Annotated in this window: 24 protein-coding genes and 3 tRNA genes; 11 read left to right on the top strand and 16 right to left on the bottom strand. The window is 68.4% G+C overall.

Going from position 1 to position 23492, the window contains the following annotated elements:
- Nucleotides 1–229 precede the first annotated feature (229 nt).
- The 3 genes from HD557_RS12625 to HD557_RS12635 form a co-directional block, all read right to left on the bottom strand.
- Nucleotides 230–304: transfer RNA gene (locus HD557_RS12625), tRNA-Val, on the bottom strand.
- Between the two features lie 34 nt (nt 305–338).
- Nucleotides 339–409 (bottom strand) — tRNA-Cys (locus tag HD557_RS12630).
- A gap of 35 nt (nt 410–444) precedes the next feature.
- Nucleotides 445–517, bottom strand: a tRNA-Gly gene (locus HD557_RS12635).
- Between the two features lie 167 nt (nt 518–684).
- Between HD557_RS12635 and HD557_RS12640 the strand changes: the two genes are divergently transcribed.
- Nucleotides 685–1506: an aminotransferase class IV gene (locus HD557_RS12640; RefSeq protein WP_196874119.1), complete on the top strand. Its 822-nt coding sequence runs from the start codon at nt 685–687 to the stop codon at nt 1504–1506.
- 14 nt (nt 1507–1520) lie between these two features.
- On the opposite strand, the gene HD557_RS29195 is transcribed toward HD557_RS12640, so the two are convergent.
- The 8 genes from HD557_RS29195 to HD557_RS12675 all read right to left on the bottom strand — a co-directional run bounded on the left by HD557_RS29195 (nt 1521) and on the right by HD557_RS12675 (nt 8598).
- On the bottom strand, nt 1521–1622 hold the full coding sequence (locus HD557_RS29195) for an MFS transporter small subunit (protein ID WP_008359741.1): 102 nt from the start codon (nt 1620–1622) through the stop codon (nt 1521–1523).
- A complete protein-coding gene (locus tag HD557_RS12645) occupies nt 1619–2983 on the bottom strand; it encodes an OFA family MFS transporter (RefSeq protein ID WP_307785613.1) in 1365 nt (454 codons plus the stop codon). The genes HD557_RS29195 and HD557_RS12645 overlap by 4 nt, the downstream gene beginning before the upstream one ends.
- Before the next feature lie 190 nt (nt 2984–3173).
- Nucleotides 3174–3611 carry an SsgA family sporulation/cell division regulator gene (locus HD557_RS12650; RefSeq protein WP_008359737.1) on the bottom strand — a complete coding sequence of 146 codons (438 nt, stop codon included), beginning with the start codon at nt 3609–3611 and terminating at the stop codon, nt 3174–3176.
- 101 nt (nt 3612–3712) lie between these two features.
- Complete coding sequence (locus HD557_RS12655) at nt 3713–4621, bottom strand: 5'-3' exonuclease (protein ID WP_196876394.1); 909 nt, start codon at nt 4619–4621, stop codon at nt 3713–3715.
- A 24-nt stretch (nt 4622–4645) separates the two neighbouring features.
- Entirely contained in the window at nt 4646–5458 is an 813-nt protein-coding gene (locus tag HD557_RS12660; RefSeq protein ID WP_008359735.1) for an ABC transporter permease, read from the bottom strand.
- Nucleotides 5455–6315 (bottom strand): ABC transporter permease, encoded by an 861-nt coding sequence (locus tag HD557_RS12665; protein ID WP_008359734.1) that lies wholly within the window; start codon nt 6313–6315, stop codon nt 5455–5457. Before HD557_RS12665 ends, HD557_RS12660 begins: the two co-directional genes overlap by 4 nt.
- On the bottom strand, nt 6312–7499 hold the full coding sequence (locus tag HD557_RS12670) for an extracellular solute-binding protein (protein ID WP_196874121.1): 1188 nt from the start codon (nt 7497–7499) through the stop codon (nt 6312–6314). Before HD557_RS12670 ends, HD557_RS12665 begins: the two co-directional genes overlap by 4 nt.
- A gap of 28 nt (nt 7500–7527) precedes the next feature.
- Entirely contained in the window at nt 7528–8598 is a 1071-nt protein-coding gene (locus tag HD557_RS12675) for an ABC transporter ATP-binding protein (protein ID WP_196874122.1), read from the bottom strand.
- Between the two features lie 86 nt (nt 8599–8684).
- Here HD557_RS12675 and HD557_RS28995 point away from each other — a divergent pair, with 86 nt between their 5' ends.
- The 3 genes from HD557_RS28995 (at nt 8685) to HD557_RS12690 (ending at nt 10659) form a co-directional block, all read left to right on the top strand.
- A complete protein-coding gene (locus HD557_RS28995) occupies nt 8685–9425 on the top strand; it encodes a FadR/GntR family transcriptional regulator (protein ID WP_196874123.1) in 741 nt (246 codons plus the stop codon).
- Nucleotides 9422–10123, top strand: a complete 702-nt coding sequence (locus HD557_RS12685; protein ID WP_196874124.1) for a cache domain-containing protein — start codon at nt 9422–9424, stop codon at nt 10121–10123. Before HD557_RS28995 ends, HD557_RS12685 begins: the two co-directional genes overlap by 4 nt.
- A gap of 77 nt (nt 10124–10200) precedes the next feature.
- Nucleotides 10201–10659 (top strand): Lrp/AsnC family transcriptional regulator, encoded by a 459-nt coding sequence (locus HD557_RS12690; protein WP_442940959.1) that lies wholly within the window; start codon nt 10201–10203, stop codon nt 10657–10659.
- Between the two features lie 29 nt (nt 10660–10688).
- Here HD557_RS12690 and HD557_RS12695 read toward each other — a convergent pair whose 3' ends face one another.
- Nucleotides 10689–12074 (bottom strand): KamA family radical SAM protein, encoded by a 1386-nt coding sequence (locus HD557_RS12695; protein ID WP_231380269.1) that lies wholly within the window; start codon nt 12072–12074, stop codon nt 10689–10691.
- A 110-nt stretch (nt 12075–12184) separates the two neighbouring features.
- Between HD557_RS12695 and HD557_RS12700 the strand changes: the two genes are divergently transcribed.
- The 6 genes from HD557_RS12700 (at nt 12185) to HD557_RS12725 (ending at nt 17801) form a co-directional block, all read left to right on the top strand.
- Nucleotides 12185–13231, top strand: a complete 1047-nt coding sequence (locus HD557_RS12700) for an L-erythro-3,5-diaminohexanoate dehydrogenase (RefSeq protein ID WP_196874126.1) — start codon at nt 12185–12187, stop codon at nt 13229–13231.
- A complete protein-coding gene (locus HD557_RS12705) occupies nt 13228–14781 on the top strand; it encodes a lysine 5,6-aminomutase subunit alpha (RefSeq protein ID WP_196874127.1) in 1554 nt (517 codons plus the stop codon). The genes HD557_RS12700 and HD557_RS12705 overlap by 4 nt, the downstream gene beginning before the upstream one ends.
- Nucleotides 14778–15518 carry a lysine 5,6-aminomutase subunit beta gene (locus tag HD557_RS12710; protein WP_196874128.1) on the top strand — a complete coding sequence of 247 codons (741 nt, stop codon included), beginning with the start codon at nt 14778–14780 and terminating at the stop codon, nt 15516–15518. The genes HD557_RS12705 and HD557_RS12710 overlap by 4 nt, the downstream gene beginning before the upstream one ends.
- Nucleotides 15515–15913 carry a hotdog domain-containing protein gene (locus HD557_RS12715; protein ID WP_196874129.1) on the top strand — a complete coding sequence of 133 codons (399 nt, stop codon included), beginning with the start codon at nt 15515–15517 and terminating at the stop codon, nt 15911–15913. Before HD557_RS12710 ends, HD557_RS12715 begins: the two co-directional genes overlap by 4 nt.
- Nucleotides 15914–16524: 611 nt before the next feature.
- Nucleotides 16525–17325, top strand: coding sequence for a polyprenol monophosphomannose synthase (locus HD557_RS12720; RefSeq protein WP_307785614.1), 801 nt, complete (start codon nt 16525–16527; stop codon nt 17323–17325).
- A complete protein-coding gene (locus HD557_RS12725) occupies nt 17322–17801 on the top strand; it encodes an FxsA family protein (RefSeq protein WP_196874130.1) in 480 nt (159 codons plus the stop codon). Before HD557_RS12720 ends, HD557_RS12725 begins: the two co-directional genes overlap by 4 nt.
- 72 nt (nt 17802–17873) lie before the next feature.
- Here HD557_RS12725 and HD557_RS12730 read toward each other — a convergent pair whose 3' ends face one another.
- From HD557_RS12730 to HD557_RS12745, 4 genes are all read right to left on the bottom strand, one after another.
- On the bottom strand, nt 17874–18260 hold the full coding sequence (locus tag HD557_RS12730) for an RNA polymerase-binding protein RbpA (protein ID WP_008359714.1): 387 nt from the start codon (nt 18258–18260) through the stop codon (nt 17874–17876).
- A 242-nt stretch (nt 18261–18502) separates the two neighbouring features.
- Entirely contained in the window at nt 18503–19855 is a 1353-nt protein-coding gene (locus HD557_RS12735; protein WP_008359712.1) for an MFS transporter, read from the bottom strand.
- Nucleotides 19852–20700 carry a glycerophosphodiester phosphodiesterase gene (locus HD557_RS12740; protein ID WP_196874131.1) on the bottom strand — a complete coding sequence of 283 codons (849 nt, stop codon included), beginning with the start codon at nt 20698–20700 and terminating at the stop codon, nt 19852–19854. The genes HD557_RS12735 and HD557_RS12740 overlap by 4 nt, the downstream gene beginning before the upstream one ends.
- 58 nt (nt 20701–20758) lie before the next feature.
- Nucleotides 20759–22285 carry a UDP-N-acetylglucosamine 1-carboxyvinyltransferase gene (locus HD557_RS12745; protein WP_165112579.1) on the bottom strand — a complete coding sequence of 509 codons (1527 nt, stop codon included), beginning with the start codon at nt 22283–22285 and terminating at the stop codon, nt 20759–20761.
- A 139-nt stretch (nt 22286–22424) separates the two neighbouring features.
- Here HD557_RS12745 and HD557_RS12750 point away from each other — a divergent pair, with 139 nt between their 5' ends.
- Nucleotides 22425–23453, top strand: a complete 1029-nt coding sequence (locus tag HD557_RS12750; RefSeq protein ID WP_008359706.1) for a zinc-dependent alcohol dehydrogenase family protein — start codon at nt 22425–22427, stop codon at nt 23451–23453.
- Nucleotides 23454–23492: the final 39 nt, after the last annotated feature.

Here is a 23492-nt window from a genome sequence, read left to right on the forward strand (position 1 = left end):
CGTAGCACGCGGGCCGACCCTCTCACCGGGGCTATTTTGGGCTCTTCGAAGTCGCAGATGAGGGTGTACGACGCATTGCGACGGGCATCGTGCTCTCGCGAAAGTCGAGGGGATCGAGCCCGAAGGAGTTAGTCAGGCACTTTGTCAGGCGCCGTTGAACCCCAATTCGATAGGGCGAAATCAAACCGGCCCTTGATCAGCATTTCCGCTGGTCAAGGGCCGGTTTCAGTGGTGGACGATACTGGGTTTGAACCAGTGACCTCTTCCGTGTCAAGGAAGCGCGCTACCGCTGCGCCAATCGTCCGTGGTTATTCAGTTTATATCAGGGTGGTGCTTCGAGGTGGGTACGGGATTTGAACCCGTGTACACGGATTTGCAGTCCGTTGCCTCGCCTCTCGGCCAACCCACCGCTGGAGGCAATGCCTCCGGTGGAGACCTACTCCGAGCGGACGACGAGGCTCGAACTCGCGACCTCAACCTTGGCAAGGTTGCGCTCTACCAACTGAGCTACGTCCGCTTGTGCTTCCGGCCCGGTTTCCCGTGCCCTTGGCGACGAGAAGAACATTAACGGAGCCGCACCCGGGGGACAAATCGGGGGTCACCTTCGTGTCATTCACCATCAGCCCCAGGAGTCCCATCGGCGGGCATTCCGGCCCCTGACCAGGGACGTCATAGAGTTGCCGCATGCGCGCGTGGATCGATGGTCAGCTTCTCGACAACCCGGCCGCCCCGGCGGTCTCCATCCGTGACCATGGTCTGGTGGTCGGCGACGGCGTCTTCGAGACGCTCAAGGTGATCGAGGACCAGCCGTTCGCGCTCGACCTTCACCTCGACCGGCTCGAGCGCTCGGCGAGCGGCCTCGGCCTGCCTGCGCTCGACCGCGGCTTCATCACCAAGGGTGTGGAGGCGGTGCTCGGGGCAGCCCCGACGGCGTACGGGCGGCTTCGGATCACCGTCACGGGCGGGCCGGCGCCGTTCGGGTCCGGCCGCGTCGAGGTCGCGCCGACGGTCATCATCGGCCTGGAGGACGCCGAGCCGAACCCGGCGGAGACCAAGGTCGTCAGCGTGGCGTGGCGCCGCAACGAGCACGGCGCGACGAGCGGCCTGAAGACGACGTCGTACGCGGAGAACGTGATCGCCCTCGCCGAGGCCCGCAAGCACGGGGCCAGCGAGGCGATCTTCGCCAACACCGTGGGCGACCTGTGCGAGGGCACCGGGAGCAACATCTTCTACGTGCTCGACGGGGCGCTGAAGACCCCGACGCTGTCCAGCGGCCCGCTGGCCGGGATCACCCGCGCCCTGGTGCTGGAGTGGTTCGGCGCCGAGGAGACCGACGAGCCGCTGGCCGAGGTCGAGGAGTACGCCACCGAGGTCTTCCTCACCTCCAGCCTGCGCGACGTGCAGGCTGTGACGGAGTGGGGCACGCGCACCCTCCCGCACGGCCCGGTGACCCGGGCGGCGCAGGAGGCGTGGCGTACGAACGAGCCGAGCCTGCTCGGCCTCTGAGCCGAAGGAAGAGCTCAGCCGGTGAAGAGCTGCGCCGCACGGCGCAGCGTCTCGATGACTCCGTAGGCCAGCGGGATCCCGACCAGGGCCCAGGCGACGACGATCTTGGGGTTCATGCTGCGCTCCTCTCGGTCTCAGCGGGATCGGCCGAGGACGGCTCGTGGAACCGGTCCGGCACCTGGTGGACCAGGAGGTTGGCGACGAAGCCCACCGCCAGCAGACCGACCATGGTCAGCAGCGCCGGCCGGTAGGCGTCGGCGGTGAGGGTGCCGGGCTCGCCCTGCGCGTCGAGGAACGCGTTGATGATGAGCGGCCCGGCGATCCCGGCGGCCGACCAGGCGGTCAGCAGCCGGCCGTGGATGGCACCGACCTGGAAGGTGCCGAAGAGGTCACGCAGGTAGGCCGGGACGGTCGCGAAGCCGCCACCGTAGAAGGACAGGATCACCACGGCCAGCAGCACGAACAGCGCCATCGAGGCGTGCCCGACGGTCGCCAGCAGCAGATAGAGGACCAGGCCGACGCCGAGATACATCATGTAGATCGGCCTACGGCCGATGACGTCGGAGGTCGAGGACCAGACGAACCGGCCGCCCATGTTGGCGATGGAGAGCAGCCCGACGAAGCCTCCGGCCGCGACGGCGCTCACCGACGAGACGCCGTCGGAGCGGAAGAAGTCCTGGATCATCGGCGCCGCCTGCTCGAGGATGCCGATGCCGGCGGTGACGTTGCAGAAGAGCACGATCCAGACGAGCCAGAAGGAGCGGGTGCGGACGGCGTTGCGAGCAGACACGCTCGCGGTGGTGACGAGCTTCTTCTCCTTGACGCTCGCCGGGTCCCAGCCGGCCGGCGTCCACCCTTCCGGTGGGACCCGGACGGTGGCGGCGCCGAAGGACATGAAGACCAGGTAGACCACGCCCAGGGTGAGGAAGAGCATCATCACGGCGTGGCCGTCGGGCACCGTGGTGGCGTCACCGGTGTAGGACGGGTCGTAGAGCGCCAGCAGCCGGCCGCTCAGCGGGCTGGCGATCATCGCGCCTCCGCCGAAGCCCATGATCGCCATCCCGGTGGCCAGGCCGGGCCGGTCCGGGAACCACTTGATCAGCGTGGAGACGGGGGAGATGTAGCCGATCCCGAGTCCGATGCCGCCGACGAAGCCGTAGCCGAGATAGACCAGCCACAGCTGGCCGGTGCCGATGCCGAGGGCGCCGATGAAGAAGCCCGACGCCCAGAACACCGCGGCCGCGGTCATCGCCGCGCGTGGGCCGTTGCGATCTACCCAGGTGCCCATCACCGCGGCGGAGAGGCCGAGCATCACGATCGCGATCGAGAAGATCACGCCGATCGCGGTCTGGCTCGTGTCGAAGTGCTCGACCAGAGCGGTCTTGTAGACGCTCGTGGCGTACACCTGGCCGATGCAGAGATGGACCGCGAGAGCGGCGGGTGGGATGAGCCAGCGGCTGAAGCCGGGACCGGCCACCGTTCGCTCGCGAGAAAGGAAAGCTGGCAGCACTGTGACCTCCGAGAGGGTGCGGGTGACGCACATCACTACCACAGTTGACCTGGCAACCGCGAGAGATCGCTTCCGACCAGCGAAAAGCACGCACCCTCCCGCCCCGGATGTCCGGGACGGGAGGGTGCGCTGACGAACGAGCAGGCGGGCGGAGTGCCTACTCGGCGTCGAAGGAGCTGCTCAGCAGGTCCGCGATCAGCGCGTCGAGATCCATGTGCTGGCTCTCGGAGCCGACCGGGACGGCCGAGAAGGACTTGCCGAGGAACGTCTGCACCTCGCCGGAGTCCGCGGTCGCGATCAGGCGGCCGTCGGGGGAGCTGAAGTCGAAGACGGCCACCGCCTTGGCGTCCTCGTCGATGCTCGGGTAGATCTTCACGTCACCCTCGCCGGCCGGGGCCGACAGGCCCTGCAGCATCAGGGTGCGGGACACGACCCACTCGACGTCACCCGCGCCGGAGTGGAAGGTCAGGCTCACTGCGTACGGGTCGTTCTCGCGGTAGCCCAGGGTGGTCGGCACCTCCACCGTTCGACCCCAGGGGTCGAGGCACGAGATCTTGATGTCCTGCTGCACTGCCGGGTGCTTGATGTCGCTCATTCGTCCGCTCCTTCTTGGTGGTCTTGCCAAGGAGACGGAGCGGTGAACGGGTGATGATGCCGTTTCTACAAACTTTCTGAATCGAATCGGGGAGACCCCGATCACACCCGCGCGAGCGCTGCTTCCAAGCGGGCGACGGGGGAGCTGAGGTTGTACGTCGCGGCCAGCTCGCGCAGCCGTTCCGGGTCGGCCGGAGCGCTGGGCAGCGCGGTCCGGCTGCGGTCCAGGTCGAGGTCGCGTGCCACCGCCACGACCTTCGGCGCCACGGCCAGATACGGGACGGCGTCGATGAACTTCTGCCGCTGGGCCTTGGTGAGCGAGGTGGTGGGGTCGGCGACGGCGGCGACGATCCCGTCCAGGTCGCCGTACTGCTCGAGCAGCTTGGCGGCGGTCTTCTCGCCCACGCCCTTCACGCCCGGCAGCCCGTCGGAGGTGTCACCGCGCATCGTGGCGAAGTCGGCGTACTGCGCGGCGCTGATGCCGTACTTGGCGAGCACCCACTTCTCGTCCACCAGATCCGGGTCGCCCACACCCCGCGTCGGGTAGAGGATGCGTACGCCGGCCGCGTCGTCGACCAGCTGGAAGAGGTCCCGGTCGCCGGTGACGACGTCGACCGGCATCCCCGCGCCGGTGGCGAGGGTGCCGATCACGTCGTCGGCCTCGTAGCCGTCGGCGCCGATGACGCAGATGCCGGCCGCCGCGAGCACCTCGCGGATGATCGGCACCTGGACCTGCAGCGGGTCGGGCACCTCCTCCACGTCGGGGGCGGTCTCGAGCTCCTCGACCACGCGGTGCGCCTTGTAGGACGGGATCAGGTCGACCCGCCACTGCGGGCGCCAGTCGTTGTCCCAGCAGCACACCAGATCGGTGGGGGAGTAGTCGTTGACCAGCCGGGAGATGAACTCCAGCAGGCCGCGGACGGCGTTGACCGGGGTGCCGTCCTCGGCCTTGATCTCGGGCACACCGAAGTAGGCCCGGAAGTAGAGCGACGCGGTGTCCAGCAGGAGCATTCGAGGTTCAGCCACGAGTGAAGCCTAGTGAATCGCCCGCGTCGTGTCGGTCGGGTCGGACGAGAGTCGCTGAGCGAGCCAGATCGGCGCGACCGAGACGACGATCATCACGACCGCCACCACGTTGACGATCGGCGCCTGACCAGGGCGGAACAGGTTGGTCAGGATCCAGACCGGCAGCGTGGTCACCCCCGGTCCGGCGGCGAACGTCGTCACGATGATCTCGTCGAAGCTGAGCGCGAACGCCAGCAGCCCCCCGGCCAGCAGCGCCGAGCGCAGCTGGGGGAGCGTGACCAGCCGGAACGTGGTCCACATCCCCGCCCCCAGGTCGGCGGAGGCCTCCTCGAGGTTGCCACCCATCCGTCGCAGCCGCGCCTGCACGTTGTTGAAGACGGTCACGATGCAGAACGTCGCGTGCGCCACCACGAGCGTGAAGAACCCCAGGCGTACGCCGAGGATCGACGAGAACGCGTTGGACAGCGCGATCCCGGTGACGATGCCGGGCAGGGCGATCGGGAGCACCACCAGCAGGTTGACGGTGTCCTTCCCGAAGAAGGAGTAGCGCTGCATCGCCAGGCCGAGAAGCGTGCCGAGCACCAGCGCCAGCACCGTGGCGCAGGCCGCGACCGTCAGCGAGGTGAGGATCGCGTCGTGCGCTCCCGGGTTGACCGCCGCCCGCTGCCACCACTGGGTGGTGAAGCCGCTGGGCGGCCAGGTCAGCGCCTGGGAGGTGTTGAAGGAGTTGACCACGACCAGGGCCAGCGGCGCGTAGAGCACGGCGAGCACCAGGCCGGTCACCGCGGCCAGCAGGCGTCGGGTCGATCGCGAGATGGTCATAGGTTCTCCAGAGCTCCGGTGCGGCGTACCAACGCCAGGTAGATCATGATCACGACGATCGGGATCAGCGCGATCGCGGCGGCCAGCGGCAGGTTCGACCCCGAGTTGATGTAGACGAGGTTGCCGAGCATCTGGTTCGCGCCGCCGACGATGTTGACCGTGATGTAGTCGCCCATCGTCAGCGAGAACGAGAAGATCGACCCCGCGACCAGGCCCGGCACCACCAGCGGCAGCACCACCGTGCGGAACGTCAGCGCGGGCCGGGCACCGAGATCGCCGGCGGCGTCGAGCAGCGAGTCCGGGACACGTTCGTAGGCCGCGTAGACCGGGAGGATGACGTACGGAAGCCAGATGTACGCCTGGGTGAGCACGATCGCGGTGAAGCCGAATCCCGGAGAACCGAGGCCGACCAGGCCGCCGGCCCAGTCCAGCAGACCGCCGTTGGACAGCAGCGATCGCCAGGCGAGCGCCTTGACGAGGTAGGACGCCCACAGCGGCATCAGGAACGCGATCACCAGCAGGTGCCGCGAGCGCCGCGAGGCGATCTTGGCCATGTAGAAGCCGACCGGCAGCGCGATCGCGCAGTCGATCAGCGTCACCAGCAGGGCCACCCCGAGGGTGCGCAGCGTGACGGTTCGGTAGAGCGCCTCGCCGGTGATCTCGCGGACGTTGTCGAGGGTGAAGGTGCGCTGGAGCTCGTTGGTGAAGGAGTCGATCGTCCAGAACGCCGTCACCAGCAGTGCCGCGAGGGCGACGACGTAGACGAGCACCAGCCAGGTCAGGGGAGCGGCCAGCAGGAGGCCGAGGCGGATGCCCGGCCTCCTGCTGAGCGTGCTGCTGATGGAGCTCAAGGTCATCCCTTGATCTCTGCCCAGGCCTTGGTCCAGTCCTGGTAGTCGGTGCACGTGACGTCGGTCCGGCCGTCGAGGCACTTCTCGATCGGGGTGTTCCAGAACCAGATCTGCTCGGCGTACTTCTCGTCGCCGGCGTGGAAGGTCTCGCAGTGGCCCTCGGAAGCGAACTCGCAGGCCTTGTCGGAGTTGGGGGCCTCACCGAAGTACTCGGTCGCCTGGGCGTTGGTCTTCGGGTCGGAGATGTGGTCGAGCCAGGCGTAGGCGCAGTTGGGCGACTTCGCGTTCGACGAGATCATCCAGGTGTCGTTCCAGCCGGTCGCACCCTCGGAGGGGAGGATCGCCTTGACCGAGGCCTTCTTAGGGTCGATGAGGTTGGCGATCACCTGCCAGGTGGTGCCGACCACGGTGTCACCGGTCTCGAACGAGGCCTGCGTCTTGGTGTAGTCGGACCAGTACTCGCCCACGGAGGCCCGCTGCGCCTTGAGCAGATCGACGGCGGCCGCCAGCTGCTTCTCGTCGAGCGAGTAGGGGTTCTCGATCCCCAGGTCCGGCTGGTGCGCCATCAGGTAGACCGCGGCGTCGGCGATGTAGATCGGCGAGTCGTACGCGGTGACCTGGCCCTTGTGCTTCGGCGCGTCCTCGAAGACCGCCTTCCACGAGGTCGGCGCCGGGGTGACGTCCTCGGTGTTGTACATCAGCAGGTTCGCGCCGTAGCCGTGCGGGATGCCGTAGTTCTTGCCGTCCACGGTGTTCCACTCGCGGTCCTTGAGGAAGTCGTAGATGCCCTCGTAGTTGGGGATCAGGTCGGTGTTGACCTCGGCCGCCTCGCCCGCCGCGATCATCCGGAGGGTGAGGTCGCCGGAGGCGGCCACGACGTCGTACTCGCCGGACTTGGCCAGGTTGAAGGCCTCGTCGGAGGTGCCGTACACCTTGGCGGTGACCTGGCAGCCGGTCTCCTTCTCGAAGCCGGAGACCCAGTCGACCGCCGGGTCGGTCGAGCCGTCCTCGACATAGCCGGGCCAGGCGAGGATCGAGACCTCGCCCTCGTTCTCACCGAGCTTCTCGACGGCGCCGGTCGACTCGCTCCCGCTGTCGCCGCCGCAGGCGGTGAGCGTGATCAGGGACAGGGCCGCGAGCGCTCCGCCGATGGTGCGGCTGGCGGCGTACCTGGTTGGGATGTTGCGCATGGTCAAACCTCTCTGGATGGGTTCTGGCTCATCGGTGTTGCACGGCACGGGACGAGTCGGTGCCCAAGGGGACCAGGTCGCCCGGCGACCAGGAGGCGACCACGCGGTCGCCCCGAGACTCTGGTTCGGCGGCATCCGGGTGCAGCGCGCCGCGGCTCTGCTCGAGGGCGACCAGCCTGGTGCCGTCCTCCAGCTCGATGTGGACGCGATGACCGGTGCCGATGTAGATCGACTCGGTGATCACTCCGGCAGCGGTCATCGCGCCGGCCGGGGCGCTCGCGGACTCCGGGGAGAGCAGGATCTTCTCGGGCCGCAGGGCGAAGGCGCCCTCCATCTTCAGCACCCGCTTGGCCACCTCCTCGTCGAAGACGTTCGAGGTGCCGACGAAGTCGGCGACATACGGGGAGGACGGCCGCTCGTAGATCTCCTTCGGGGTGCCCAGCTGCACGATGTGACCGCTGTCGAAGACCGCGATCCGGTCGCTGAGGGTGAGCGCCTCCTCCTGGTCGTGGGTGACGAAGACGAAGGTGATGCCCAGCTCCCGCTGGATCTGCTTGAGCTCGACCTGCATCTGCTCGCGGAGCTTGAGGTCGAGCGCGCCGAGCGGCTCGTCGAGGAGCAGCACCCGGGGACGTACGACGATGGAGCGGGCCAGGGCGACCCGCTGCCGCTGTCCGCCGGAGAGCTCGGTCGGCTTCCGGGTCGCGACGTGGTCGAGGCGGACCATCGCCAGCGCCTCCCGTGCCCGGGAGCTCCGCTCGCCCTTCGCGACGCCACGGACGCGCAGGCCGTACGCGACGTTCTCCAGCACGTTGAGGTGCGGGAAGAGCGCGTAGTCCTGGAAGACCGTGGTGACGTCGCGGTCGAACGGGGCCAGCGCGGTGACGTCCTCGCCGCCGAGGCGGATCGTGCCGGAGTCGGCCCGCTCGAAGCCCGCGATCAGGCGCAGGACCGTCGTCTTGCCGGAGCCGGAAGGGCCGAGCATCGAGAAGAACTCGCCGTCGCCGATCGTCAGGTCGAGCGCGTCGACGGCCATCACGTCGCCGTACGCCTTGGACACGGCGTCGAGCTGGATCTGCGGAGATTCGGTCGGTCGCATTCGTGAATCATATGGAACCAGATCTTAGATTTTAAAGACCTTCTGCGTAAGTTCTTCGTAAACCCACTCGAAGGAGGAGCCCGATCGTGGCCAACCCCCGTGCGATCACCTCGCGCGCCCGGTCGGCGATCTTCGCGCCGATCGGCGACGAAGGCAGAGCCGTACGTGTCGAGAACCGTCTCGCGGAGGCGATCCGCTCCGGCGTGCTCGCCGACGGTGACCGCCTGCCGAGCGAGCTCGAGCTCGCCCAGATGCTCGGGGTGGCGACCGTGACCGCGCGCGAGGCGCTGGTCTCGCTACGGGCGCAGGGGCTGGTCGTGACGACACGGGGGCGTGGCGGCGGGTCGTTCGTGCGTGCGCCCGCTCCCGGCGACGTCGTGAAGGGACGGCTCGCCACGATGTCGCGCGTGGAGCTGCGCGACCGGGCCAGTCTCTATCTGGTGGTGCTGACCGGCTGCGCCGAGCTGGCCGCCGAGCGGGCGGCTCCGGAGGAGGTCGAGGATCTTCACGATCTGCTGGTCCCGGCGGACGAGGAGGACGTCGGCCGGTGGCGCGACGCGGAGAGCGAGCTCTATCTCTCCGTCGCCGCACTGACACAGTCGGCGCGCCTCACCCGAGAGGTGGTGCGACAGGAGGCCGACTTCGGTACGTTGCTGCGAGTGCCGCTGAGCGAGTCGGACTTCCGGCAGGCATCCGGCGAGCGGCACCGGGCGCTGGTCGCCGCACTGGGGTCGGGCGACGTGGCCGCGGCCCGGGCGAGCGTACGCGACCACGTGACCCACGCCGTTGAACGTCTGACCGAGATCCACGAGGTGGTACGACAGTGAACATCGATGTGTCCCTCGACTGTGCCGCCCGGATCGAGCAGCACTTCGGCTCGATCCTCGCCGAGCTCGAGCGGCTGCGCACCGAGGTGGGCGCCCTCTTCAACTCCGGACCGGTCACCTCGGACCAGCTGCGGGCCCACGTGGAGGAAGGCACGCTGGCGTTCCTCCACGACCCGAACCTCCTGGGCGGCGGGTTCGTCGCCGCACCGGACGCGCTCAGCGACCGCCGGCTCTACCTGGCCTGGTGGCAAGGCGCGGGCCGCGACCTCCTCGGCGAGGCCGAGGTGCCGGGCACACGGGAGATCATCGACTACACCCGCCAACCGTGGTTCCGAGTCCCGGAACGCACCGGCCAGCTGCACGTCGCCGGACCCTACGTCGACTTCATCTGCGCCGACGAGTACGTCATCACCACGACCCTCCCGGTCTACGCGGGCGGCCGGATGGTCGGTGTCGCCGGGGCCGACACCTTGGTCGAGACCCTGGAGACGATGCTCCTGCCCGGCCTGCGCGAGGTCGGCGGCACGCTGGTCAACGCACACGGCCGTGTGATCGTCTCCGCGGACCCGCACCGGGCCACCGGAGAGGCGATGAGCGGCGCCCACGAGGCCTCCGCCGGCCGGCTCCTGTCCGTCGTCGGAGTAGCTGCCGCCGACGGTCGCGATGAGCTGATGTCGCTCGCCGGCTGGCCCTCCTGAAGCCGGAAATCTTTCGACATCAACTAGTTTTTTGGACGTTGCGGCGGAGATATTGCTGTTGTGGGTACGCTATCGCCGTGACTGCACCTGAGATCGAGGCCACCGACCGTAAAATCCTCCAGCTTCTCGCGGAGGACGGTCGGATGTCCTACACCGACCTGGGCAAGGCGACCGGCCTGTCGACCTCGGCGGTGCACCAGCGCGTCAAGCGGCTCGAGCAGCGCGGCCTGATCACCGGCTACGGCGCCACCGTCAACTACGCCGCCATCGGCGTGCCGCTGACCGCCTTCGTCGCGGTGCAGCCCATGGACCCGTCCCAGCCCGACGACTGCCCCGAGCGTGTCGCCGACCTCCACGAGGTGGAGGCCTGCTGGTCGATCGCGGGCGTCGAGTCCTACATGCTCAAGGTGCGGGTGGCGACCCCCGAGGCGCTCGAGGAGCTGCTCGGCCGGATCCGCTCGGTCGCCAACGTGTCCACCCGCACGACCATCGCGATGTACACCTACTACGAGAACCGCCCGACCCTGACGCACTGATCAGCGCGCGCAGAGCCGGGCGATCTCGATCACTTGGCGTGGGTGCGCCACCACTCCTGGCCCGACTCGGGCAGCGTGTGGATCGGGTCGTAGTACTCGTAGGTCCTGGTCAGCGCCTCGGAGTCGGACGCCTCGATCGAGGTGCGGTAGTTCTTCGTCCAGTAGGAGATGCCGCGCTCGGTGTCGTAGTCGGCGAGCTGGTGGACCCAGCGCTTCCCGACGAAAGGTACGTCGCACACGATGCGCGGGGTCGCGAAGCCGGGCAGGTAGCCCATGATGTCGTGCTGCATCCGCTGGGCGTCGGCGACCGAGACGCGCCAGTGCTCCGAGAACGGGATCATGTCGCACATGTAGAAGTAGTAGGGCATGATCTGCGCGCCGTCGAGCAGCCGGAAGCAGAGGTCGAGCAGGGAGTGGCTGTCGGCGTTGACGCCGGCGAGCAGCACACCCTGGTTGCGTACGTCCCGAACCCCGGCCGCCATCAGCGCCTTGGACGCCTCGGCGACCAGGGGCGTGACCGAGTTGGCGTGGTTGGCGTGGGTGTGGACGGCCAGTGACACACCGCGCTCGCGGGCGATGCTGGTCACCCGGCTCATCCCCTCCAGGAGCGGCTCCTGGAGCCAGTGCTGGGGGAGTCCGATCAGGCCCTTGGTGGCCAGCCGGATGTCACGGATGTTGTCGATCGCCATCAGCTTGGTGAGGAAGTCCTCCAGCCGCGGCCAGGGCAGGTTGGCGACGTCGCCGCCGGAGACGACCACGTCGCGCACCTGCGGGGTGTTGCGGAGGTAGTCGAGCATCGCCTCGTGGCGGTCGACCGGCTTGCCGGTGAGCTTGAGCTTGTCGATGACAGGGGTCGAGTTGCCGACCAGGTCCATCCGGGTGCAGTGGCCGCAGTACTGCGGGCAGGTGGAGAGAAGCTCGGCGAGCACCTTGGTCGGGTAGCGGTGCGTCAGCCCCTCGGCGACCCACATGTCGTGCTCGTGCAGCGAGTCGCGGCTCGCCTGCGGGTGCGAGGGCCAGTCGGTGCGGCGGTCGGAGAAGACCGGGATCATGTAGTGGCGGATCGGGTCGGCGTAGAACGCATCGGTGAACTCGCCGGGATCGGTGGTCGAGCTTGTCGAGACCACCATCGTGTTGACCATCTGCGGCGGCACCAGCATCGACATGGTCGCGCGCTCGGCCATGTCCTTCTCGAGGTCGGCGTAGAAGCGCTCCTCGAGCAGATCGCCCATCAGGGCACGCAGCTGGCGCACGTTCTTGATGCAGTTGACGCGCTGCCACTGCACGTCGCGCCACTGCTCCTCGGTCACGTCGGCCCACCCCGGGAACCGGGTCCAGTCGGGCTCGACCAGCTCGACACGCTGGTAGGCGTAGGGCTGTCCGTCTCGGGTAGTGGGCTCGATGGTTGCCGTCATGTTCTCCACCATAGCGGGAGATCCTCCGGTGTTAGCAAGCCTAGGCCGCAATTCTTCCATCCATCGCTGGTAGGGTCCGGCGTGAGATGGACGCAAGGAGGCGTACGACGATGACCACTTCTGACCCGACAGGCCTGCACCGGGTGCTCGATGAGCCGGTGGCCGGCTCGTTGCCGCTGCCTCAGGCGGCGCGAAGACTCGACACCCGAAAGACCTTGTGGCCCGACGAGGTGCGGATCCGGGTCGAGCGGCTGAACCTCGACGCCGCCTCCTTCCGGCAGCTGGAGTCCGCGCACGACGGCGACGGGGAAGCCGTACGCCGCGAGGTGCTCGACATCGTCGCCGACCGCGGCAAGATGCAGAACCCGGTGACCGGCTCGGGCGGGATGCTCGTCGGCGTGGTCGAGGAGGTCGGCCCGGAATCCCCGCTGGGGTTGAAGGCCGGCGACCGGGTCGCGACCCTGGTGTCGCTGACGCTGACCCCGCTGGTGATCGAGGACGGGCTCGCCGGCTGGGCTGGTGATTCCGAGCAGGTGCCGTGCGACGGCTACGCCATCCTGTTCGGCCGCTCCATCGCCGCAGTCCTTCCCGACGATCTCGCCCCGGAGCTGGCGCTGTCGGTCATGGACGTCTGCGGTGCCCCGGCGCTGACCCGGAGGGTCGTCTCGGAGCGCTACGTCGACGGCGTCGTCGCCGTGATCGGTGGCGGCGGCAAGTCCGGGTCGCTGTCCCTGGCCGCGGCCCGTGATGCCGGAGCCCGCCACCTGATCGGCGTCGTCCCGACCGAGGCCGAGGCCGAGCGTCTTCGCGACGCCGGCCTGGCCGACGAGGTCGTCGTCGCCGACGCCCGCAACCCGGTGGCCCTGCGCGACGCGGTGGTCAAGGCCGGTGGCCCCGCCGACGTCACCGTCGTCTGCGTCGACGTGCCCGGCTGCGAGGGCGGCGCCATCCTCGCCACCGCCGATCGGGGCACCGTCATCTTCTTCTCGATGGCCACCTCCTTCTCCGCAGCAGCGCTCGGTGCCGAGGGCCTCGCCGCCGACGTCACGATGCTGGTCGGCAACGGCTACGTCCCGGGCCACGCGGTCTACGCGCTGGATCTTCTCCGTGCCGATGCCGGGGTCCGGGCACTGTTCGAGGGGAGACTGGCCCAGTGAGACTCGACCTGGACCCACGCACCATCGCCCGCGCCCGTGAGCTGGCCACGCGTGCCGGGGAGCCGATCGTGGAGATGGCGAAGCGGCACACCACCGTCGCGGTGGAGCGAGCCACGCTGCGGCTGGCCGGGCTCGCCGGCGCCGACCCGGACGGCACCCCCTGGGTGAACCACCTGGTCGACGCGGTGCGTGCCGACGTCGGCCTGGAGCACGGCATCGCCCTGCCGGTGTGGCACGCGCTGGCCGCCCACGACAACGACCTGGCCCGCCTCGCCGAGGAGGCCGCAGCCGGCCAGGTGACCTTCCACCTGCCCGAGGGTGCCGAGGCCGAGCTGGCCGCGAAGCACGCCCGCGAGGCGGTCGGGGTCGGCATCTCCCGGCTCGACGCCAGCCGGGTGGCCCGTGAGCGGATGATCGCCGAGATCGGCGACGCACCCCGCAAGCCATGGATCTACCTGATCGTCGCGACCGGTGACATCTACGAGGACATCCCGCAGGCACAGGCAGCCGCCCGCGAGGGCGCCGACATCATCGCGGTCATCCGCTCGACCGGCCAGTCGCTCCTCGACTACGTGCCCGAGGGGGCGACCCGGGAAGGGTTCGCCGGGACGTACGCGACGCAGGAGAACTTCCGGCTCATGCGGGCCGCGCTCGACGAGACGAGCCGCGAGCTGGGTCGCTACGTACGCCTCACCAACTACGCGAGCGGGCTGTGCATGCCGGAGATCGCGGCGCTGGCGGGCATGGAGCGTCTCGACATGATGCTCAACGACTCGATGTACGGGATCCTGTTCCGCGACATCAACCCGGTGCGTACGTTCGTCGACCAGCGGCTCTCGCGCCAGATCCACGCCCGCGCGGGGATCATCATCAACACCGGCGAGGACAACTACCTCACCACCGCCGACGCGGTCGAGGCGGCCCACACCGTCACCACGAGCCAGCTGCTCAACGAGTACTTCGCCAAGGAGGCCGGTCTCGAGGACTGGCAGCTGGGCCTCGGTCACGCCTTCGAGATCAACCCCGACGTACCGGACTCCTTCCGGCTCGAGCTCGCGCACGCGCTGCTGGCGAAGACGATCTTCCCCGACGCTCCGCTGAAGTGGATGCCGCCGACCCGCCACATGACCGGCGACATCTTCAAGGGCTACCTGCTCGACGGGTTCTTCAACCTCGCCGGAGCGATGACCGACCAGGGCATCCTGCTGGTCGGGATGATGACCGAGGCGGTCGTGACGCCCTGGCTCTCCGACCGCGACCTGGCGCTGCAGAACGTCCGGTACGTGATGGACGCGGCCGGGCGCCTCGGCGAGGACTTCCACCCGGCTCCCGACGGGTTCATCGCCAACCGGGCCCGCGAGGTGCTGGGGGAGTCGATCGACCTGCTCGGGAAGATCATCGACGAGCCCAACGGGCTCCTGGACGCCATCGCCGACGGCACCTTCGGCCTGATGAAGCGCCCCGCCGACGCCGGCAAGGGACTCGAGGGCGTGGCCGAGAAGTCCGAGGCGTACTACAACCCGGCCAGCGACATCTTGGAGGGCAAGTGACCATCATCAGGCCGTACGGCGACACCACCGGCGACGGGATGGTGCAGCTCTCCTTCACGCTGCCGATCAAGCACAGCAAGGTCGCCGACGGCGCCGCGCTGCAGCTGGCCAACAAGATGGGCATGGAGCCGGCGATGGTCGTCCACTCCAAGCCGATGGGCGACGACTTCACCTTCTTCGTCGTCTACGGGCAGGTCAACCACCTCGTCGACACCGACAAGGTGCAGGTCGTCGAGCGCGACTTCCCGTTGCTGACGCCCAAGGAGGCCAACGCGGTGATCAAGGAGACGCTGCGGCGCCCGCTGGTCGTCGTCGGTGCCTGTATCGGCACCGACGCCCACACCGTCGGCATCGACGCGATCCTCAACATCAAGGGGTTCGCGGGGGAGAAGGGGCTGGAGTACTACAAGGAGATCGAGGTCGTGAACCTCGGCGCGCAGGTCTCCGTGCCGTCCCTGGTCGACGCCGCCGTCACCCGGCGCGCCGACGCCGTGCTGGTCTCCCAGGTCGTCACCCAGCGCGACGCCCACCTGCTCAACACCCGGGAGATGTCCGCCGCGTTCCGTGAGGCCTATCCGGCAGGGGAGCGGCCGCTGCTCGTCGTCGGCGGGCCCCGGTTCGACGAGTCGATGACCGCCGAGCTCGGCGTCGACCGCATCTTCGGCCGCGGCACCACCCCCGCCGAGGTCGCCTCCTATCTCGTCCACCGCACCACCGCCAAGGAGCCCGCCGCATGACATCGCCCCAGAACGGGCCCAGCATCGGAACCAAGGTCGTCCACCGCCGCTACGTGCCCTACTCCCACGCCCACTACGCCGGGAACCTGGTCGACGGCGCCTACAGCCTGGGCCTCTTCGGCGACGTCGCGACCGAGATGTGCATCCTCACCGACGGCGACGAAGGCCTCTTCGCCTCCTACGACGACGTCCAGTTCAAGGCGCCCGTACGTGCCGGCGACATCCTCGAGATCACCTGCGAGCTCACCAAGGCCGGCCGGCGGTCCCGGGTGATGGAGTTCGCCGTGTACGTCGTGGCCCGCGGAGCCGCCACCGAGGACCGTCCCGGTGCCGCCGAGATGCTGGACCAGCCGATCCTCGCCACCTCCGCGCGCGGTACTGTCGTCGTTCCCTGATCGCCGCGACGGGTACCCGCAGGCGACACGCCGAGGTTCCCCGGTAATTCGTTGCTTTTTCGCGTCCGCCAGGCTGTTGCTGACCTGCGGAAACATATGTTTCCGCAGGTCAGCGGCGTGTTGACTTACGCCGAGCCAGCGGGTGATGGTGGCAACGTTCGCCCATGCAGAGTCGCGGTCGGCGGACCGGCGCTCGACGAATCGGGTCGGGGGGTGTCGAGCCAGGCATACCTTCGTTCCGTTTTCGCGGGCGCGGTCAACGACCGCGAGGGCAACGCGGGAGGGCAAAGGCGCCCTTAGACAACGATCGTCTCCCTGCATCCAGCAGGGATCGGAACGGCCCGAAGATCGTCTGGGTCCTCCCGCGCTCTGTGTTATTTGCGATTGCTTCGCAATTCGCGCAGCACCTCCGCTTCACCCTCGTCTTCCTCCGCTTCGTTCGTCGCTGCGCTCCTCACTGCGCTGCGTCCAGACGAGGGACGCTCCGGTGCTGGATTGCTGGGCTTGGTGTCGTCTGCTCGCCTTGGTCTTCACGGCGCGAGGATCTTGGGTTCGACCGGGGGACGGATATCCTGTGACTTCCACCCCATTCCTTGACAAGGCCGGCGTACGTGACGAACGAGCAGCTTCCACCCTGGACCGAGATCGGCCGGGCGGTGATGGTGATCCCGACCTACAACGAGGCGGACAACCTCGCCTGGATCGTGGGACGGCTGCGCAAGGCGCAGCCGCGCGTCGACGTACTGATCGTCGACGACGGCTCACCCGACGGCACCGGCACGATCGCCAACGAGCTGGCCGACAACGACGAGCAGATCCATGTGCTGCACCGCACCGAGAAGGCCGGGCTGGGGGCTGCGTACCTCCACGGGTTCGGATGGGCGCTCGAGCAGGGCTACGACGTCGTGGGGGAGATGGACGCCGACGGCTCCCACCAGCCCGAGGAGCTCCACCTGCTGCTCGAGGCGCTGACCTCCGCCGACCTGGTGATCGGCGCCCGCTGGGTCCGCGGCGGCTCGGTGGTCAACTGGCCGCTGTCGCGACGCCTGCTCTCGGTCGGTGGCAACTTCTACGTCCGCCTCCTGCTGGGCATCGGCGTCCACGACGCCACTGCGGGCTACCGCCTCTTCCGGCGTACGACGCTCGAGAAGCTGCAGCTGAACAGCGTCGAGTCGACCGGTTATGTCTTCCAGACCGAGATGGTGACGCGTACGCTGCGGGCCGGCCTCACCGTCAAGGAGGTGCCGATCCAGTTCATCGAGCGGGTCCGGGGCGAGTCGAAGATGAGCCCCGCGGTCGCGGCCGAGTCGATGCGCCGGGTGACCCGCTGGGGCCTGGCCGAGCGCCGTGAGCAGCTGCTCCGGCTGCTGCGCCGCTTCGGGCTGGAGCGTCTCGTGGGAGGCCGTCGATGACCACGCGACGCCGCAGGCTCTCCTGGGTGCTGGTGCTGCTGTTCCTGGTGATGCCGCTGGTCGAGCTGTTCGTGCTCATCCAGGTCGGTCAGGTGATCGGTGTCTGGTGGACGATCCTGCTGCTGGTCGCCGACTCGATCTTCGGTGCCTGGCTGATGCGACGCGAGGGCTCGCGCGCCTGGAACGCGCTGACGACGGCGCTCTCCTCGGGCAAGCTGCCGTCCAACGAGATCGCCGACGGTGCGCTGATCCTGCTCGGCGGTGCGTTGATGCTCAGCCCGGGGTTCGTGACCGACATCTTCGGCATCGTCCTGATCCTGCCGTTCACCCGGCCGTTCTTCCGACGCATCCTGGCCACGGTCGTGCAGAAGCGCCTCGTCACGGCCGCGATGCCCTCGACCTTCGGTCCGGGCGCCCGGCCCCGCAACGACGACATCGTCACCGGCGAGGTCATCGACAAGGACAACATCGCCTAGACACGCCTCCAGATACGCCGAAGGCGGCCCCCCAGTCGGGAGGCCGCCTTCGGCGTATCTGGCTGTCAGAAGTCAGGCGTTGGCCTTTTTCTTGCCCGGTCCCTTGCGGTGCAGGTGAGCCGGGCCGATCTCGCCGCCGCGAAGCAGGTCGAGGCGCTCCTTGAGGATGTCCTCGAGCTCCTTCTCCGAGCGCCGCTCCAGGAGCATGTCCCAGTGCGTACGCGCCGGCTTCTCGGCCTTCTCCTCGGGCTTGGCACCGGAGAGGTTGAGAGCCTCCATCCCGCAGCGCGGGCACTCCCAGATCGCCGGAACCTCGGCCTCGTCCGACATCGTGATCTCGAAGTCGTGGCCTTGCGGGCACCGGTAGGCCACCTGCTGGCGGCCCGCGAACTCGATCCCGCGTTCGTCCTCAAAACTTTGTCCGCCCAGTCGGGCGCCGCGCAACGTGCGCTCGGCCATGAAGCACCTCCTGAGTCGATCGTCCCCCGTTGAATGAGCTGAAGAGCGAAGCGGTCTGCGGACTCATGACGCAGGCCGGTCAGGCCTCTTCACACCGTCAACGGTACAGAGGAGGTGATGATTCCGTGAATTGTCGAGATCCTCGCCGTGTTGTTCGACACAGGGCCCGCCTGACCTGCGGATCTCCCTGAGAGAGTCCTGAGCGGGCGGTGTCCCGAAACCGCCAGCGGCCAGGAGCGCTCTCAGACCCTCTCGGGCGCCCGGTTGCCCGCCTGCTCGATGCCCTTCGCTGTGTTCACCAGCGCCAGCAACGCGCCACCGAGGACGAAGAAGGCGATCAGCGCCAGGATCGCGGGCCGGTAGGAGTCGGTGAGCTGGTAGACGAGCCCGAAGACCAGCGTCCCGAGCCAGGAGGTGCCGCGGTCCATGGCGTGGTAGAGGCTGAAGTACTCCGCCTCCTTGCCCGCCGGGATGAACAGCGAGAAGTAGGACCGCGCCAGCGCCTGGGTGCCGCCCATGACCAGCCCGATGCCGACCGCGACGACGAGCAGCGGGGTGAGGCTCTTCTCCGGCACGAAGTAGGCCACGACCACGATCAGCATCCAGCCGCCCAGGCCGCCGAGGATCACCCGCTTGGCGCCGAAGCTCTTGGCCAGCCGGCCGAAGAAGATCGCACCGCCGACGGCGACGAACTGCACCAGCAGGTAGATCCCGAGCATCGTGCCGGTCTCGAACCCGAGCTCCTCGACGCCATAGGTCGAGGCCGAGCTGATCACGGTCTGGATGCCGTCGTTGAAGAAGAGGTACGCCAGCAGGAAGGTCAGCGCGACCGGATACTGCGGCAGCTCCTTGAGGGTCACGAACAGCTGGCCGAAGGAACGCGCCACGACGCCACCGGAGACGTCCTCGACGTCGGCGGGCTCGTGCCGGCGGATCCGGCGCCACGGGATGATGATGAACCCCGCCCACCACAAGCCGGCCGAGAGCATCGAGATCCGCACCGCCAGCGCGGTGCCGAGCCCGAGCGGGTCGGCGAAGGTGACCAGGAGGAAGTTGACGGCGAGCAGCAGCCCGCCGCCCGCGTAGCCGTAGGCCCAGCCGATCGAGGAGACCCGGTCGCGCTCGTTCTCGGTCGAGATCAGCGGCAGGATCGAGTCGCTGACGACCACCGCCGCCCCCGCGCACAGGTTGGCGATGATGAACATGATCGACCCGAACCACCAGTTGTCCCCGGTCATGAAGAACAGCAGTGCCGCGCAGAGCGCGCCGGCCCAGGCGAAGCCGGCCATCAGGTCCGGTTTGCGGGAGGTGCGGTCGGCGATCGCGCCGACCAGCGGGTAGATGAGCGCCGAGAGGAGTGTGGAGAAGGTGATGACGTACGACGGCAGCGCGCCGGGCGCGATCGAGAGGCCCAGCACGTCGATGCGGTTGTCGACGGCGGCGGCCTTCGCGATCTCGATCAGGTAGGGCGCGAACAGCACCCCGGCGACCGTCGTCTGGAAGGCGGAGACGGCCCAGTCGGTGAAGAACCAGCCCTTCTGCTCCCGCGCCCGCTCGACGGGCCTGAAGTCGCCGATCCCGGCTGATGTGGTCACTTCTCGGGCTCCTCGCCATGCTCTACGGATTCGGCCTCGTCGGTGGGCTCAGCCCGAGACGGCTCAGCCTCCCACAGCCCACGCTCCTCGAGGAACGCTTTCAGGACGTCGGTGCGGTCGGTCATCAGCCCGTCGACGTCGCGCTCGAGCAGCCGCTTCATCTCGGCCGGGTCGTCGATGGTCCAGACGTGGACCTCCTTGCCGGCCTTGTGGGCGCGGCGTACCAGCCCACGCGATGCCACTCGGACGGAGAGCGGACCGAAAAGGCGGTGGCGGTGCGGGATCTGGAAGGCGTCGAACTGTCCGCCCGCGAGCCGCCTGGCGATCCCGGTGGTGGGGGCGAGCACGTAGGCCAGCACCTCCCGAGGATTCGCCGAGGTGCGTACGCGCCCCTCGGTCAGACGCCGGAACTCCTTGATCCGGCGCGCCGAGAACGAGCCGACGATGACCGTGTCCTCGTGACGGGTCGCCGCGAGGAGCTCGGCCAGCGCACCGACCGCTCCGTCGGACTTGAGGTCGATGTTGAAGGTGACCCCGGGGAACGCCTCGAAGAGCTCGGCCAGCGTCGGCACGCCGTGCTCGCCGCCGATGCGGGCGGCCTGCACCTCGGCGTACGTCATCTCCGCGATCAGCCCGCTGACGTCGGTCACCCGGTCGAGCGCCTCGTCGTGGAAGGCGAGCAGGACGCCGTCGCGGGTGACGTGCACGTCGGTCTCGAGATGGGTGTAGCCGAGCTCCACCGCATGCCGGAACGCCTCCATGGTGTTCTCCATCCCGACCAGGTCGGGATGGAGCGCTCCACCACGGTGCGCATAGGCGCGTACGCGTCGTTGCTGCTCCCTCACGGGGAGCATCTAACCACCCGTGAGGGACGGATCACATGAGCCCGCAGACTCAGGTGCCTCAGATGTCGCGGAAGGCGGTGATGTTGGCGCCGAGCTGGTTGAGACGCTCGGCGAGGTCCTCGTAGCCGCGGGCGATGACGTAGGTCGAGCGGAGCACGGAGGTGCCCTTCGAGGCGAGCATCGCGAGCAGCACGACGACGGCGGGACGCAGCGCCGGCGGGCAGACGATCTCGGTGCCGGAGAAGTGCGTCGGGCCCTCGATCATCACCCGGTGCGGGTCCATCAGCGTGACGTTGCCGCCGAGCTTGTTGAGCTCGGTCAGGTAGATCGCCCGGTTCTCGTAGACCCAGTCGTGCAGCAGCGTCTGACCCTGCGCCACCGCGGCGATCGCGGCGAAGAACGGCAGGTTGTCGATGTTGAGGCCGGGGAAGGGGAGCGGGTGGATCTTGTCCAGCGGCGCGTGCAGGACCGAGTGCTTGGTGTCGATGTCGACGAGGCGGGTCTTGCCGTTGAGGGCGAGGTACTCCTCGGAGAGGCTGTAGTTGAAGCCCATCTCCTCCAGCGTCGCCAGCTCGATCTCCATGAACTCGATCGGCACGCGCTTGATGGTGATCTCGGAGTCGGTCACGATCGCGGCGGTCAGCAGCGACATCGCCTCGATCGGGTCCTCGCTCGGCGCGTAGTCGACGTCGACGTCGATGACCTCGCGGCCGGTGACGCGGAGCGTGGTGGTGCCGATGCCCTCGACCTCGACGCCCAGCTTCTGCAGGTAGAAGCAGAGGTCCTGGACCATGTAGTTGGAGGAGGCGTTGCGGATCACCGTGGTGCCCGGGTGCAGCGCGGCGGCCATCAGGGCGTTCTCGGTGACGGTGTCGCCACGCTCGGTCAGCACGATCGGGCGGCCCGGCTGGATCTCCCGGTTGACGCTGGCGTGGTAGGCGCCGTCGGTCGCCTTGACCTCGAGGCCGAAGGGGCGCAGAGCGGACATGTGCGGCTCGACGGTGCGGGTGCCGAGGTTGCAGCCGCCGGCGTAGGGCAGCTCGAAGGTGTCCAGGCGGTGCAGCAGCGGGCCGAGGAACATGATCACCGAGCGGGTGCGGCGGGCCGCGGCCTCGTCGACCGCGTCCAGGCGCAGCTCCTTGGGCGGGACGATCTCGAGGTCGTTGTCGTCGTTGAGCCAGCGGGTCTGCACGCCGATCGAGTTGAGCACCTCGATGATGCGGTTGACCTCTTCGATGCGGGCGACCTTGCGGAGCGTCGTACGGCCCCGGTTGAGGAGCGAGCCGACCAGGAGCGCCACACCGGCGTTCTTGGAGGTCTTGACCGTGATCTCACCCGACAGCGTCGTCGGACCGGTGACGCGCAGGTGCGTCGGGCCGGCCCCGATGTCCACCAGGGAGGAGTCGAGCGCGGCACCGACCCGGGCGATCATCTCGAGGGACAGGTTCTGTTGCCCCTGCTCGATGCGGTTGATCGCACTCTGGCTGGTGTTGAGAAGGTCAGCGAGCTGTGCCTGGGTGAGGCCCTTGTGCTTGCGCGCATCGCGAATCAGATTCCCGATACGACCCTTGTATCCGTCGGTCATGGTGCACCACCGTAACTCATATATGAGATAAGCCTGGATTCCCCGCGAAGTGTCGGCGTTTCGTTTCAGGGCTGTTGCCTGGCTCGTGGAACGGCCACCGTGTGCAACATCTCTTTACGCCGGGTGACAGGATGCCACCATGCGCGCGACGACGATCCATGGGGTGGGCGACATCCGCTTCACCCAGGTACCCGATCCTGCTCTGACACAGCCCACCGACGCCATCGTCAAGGTCGTGGGCTCCTGCATCTGCGGCTCCGACCTGTGGAACTACCGCGGGTCCAACGGCGAGATCGACGAGCCCCGCACCATCGGTCACGAGTGCATCGGCGTGATCGAGGAGGTCGGCTCAGACGTACGCGACTTCAAGCCCGGCGACTTCGTGATCGTGCCGTTCGACCACTGCGACAACACCTGCCCGCACTGCCTCGCCGGGGTCCAGTCGGTCTGCGAGAACCTCGGCTTCACGGTCAGCGGCCAGAGCGAGTACGCGCTGGTGAACCAGGCCGACGGCTCCCTGGTCAAGCTCGACGAGACGCCCGACCCGTCGATGTACCCCGACCTGCTCGCCCTCACCGACGTGATGGCCACCGGCTGGCACGCCGCGGTCATGTCCGGCGTCGGCTCCGACGCCAAGGGCGGCACCGCGGTCGTCGTCGGCGACGGCGCGGTCGGTCTGTGCGGCGTGCTCGCGGCCGCCCAGCTCGGCGCGGAGCGGGTCGTGGCGATGTCGCGCCACGAGGCCCGCCAGGAGATCGCCAAGAAGTTCGGTGCCACCGACATCGTCGCCGCGCGCGGCAAGGAGGGCGAGGCGGCCGTACGCGAGCTCACCGGTGGCATCGGCGCCGACTACGTCCTCGAGTGCGTGGGCACCGACCAGTCCTTCAAGACCGCCTCGAAGGTGGCCCGACCGGGCGCGACCGTCGGGTTCGTCGGCGTCCCGCACGACGTCAACCTCCCGGTCAACGCCCTGTTCCGCACCAACGTCGGCCTCAAGGGCGGGATGGCTCCGGTACGCCGCTACCTGCCCGACCTCCTGCGGCTCACGCTCGAGGGCACGATCAACCCGGGCCTGGTCTTCGACAAGGCGCTGCCCTTCTCCGAGGCGGCCGAGGGCTACCGCCTGATGGACGAGCGCCTCGCGACCAAGGTCCAGCTCACCTACTGATCAGATCCCGGGCGGGGGATCGACCGAGCCGTTCGTCTG

It is taken from the genome of Nocardioides luteus (assembly GCF_015752315.1).
GTDB lineage: Bacteria > Actinomycetota > Actinomycetes > Propionibacteriales > Nocardioidaceae > Nocardioides.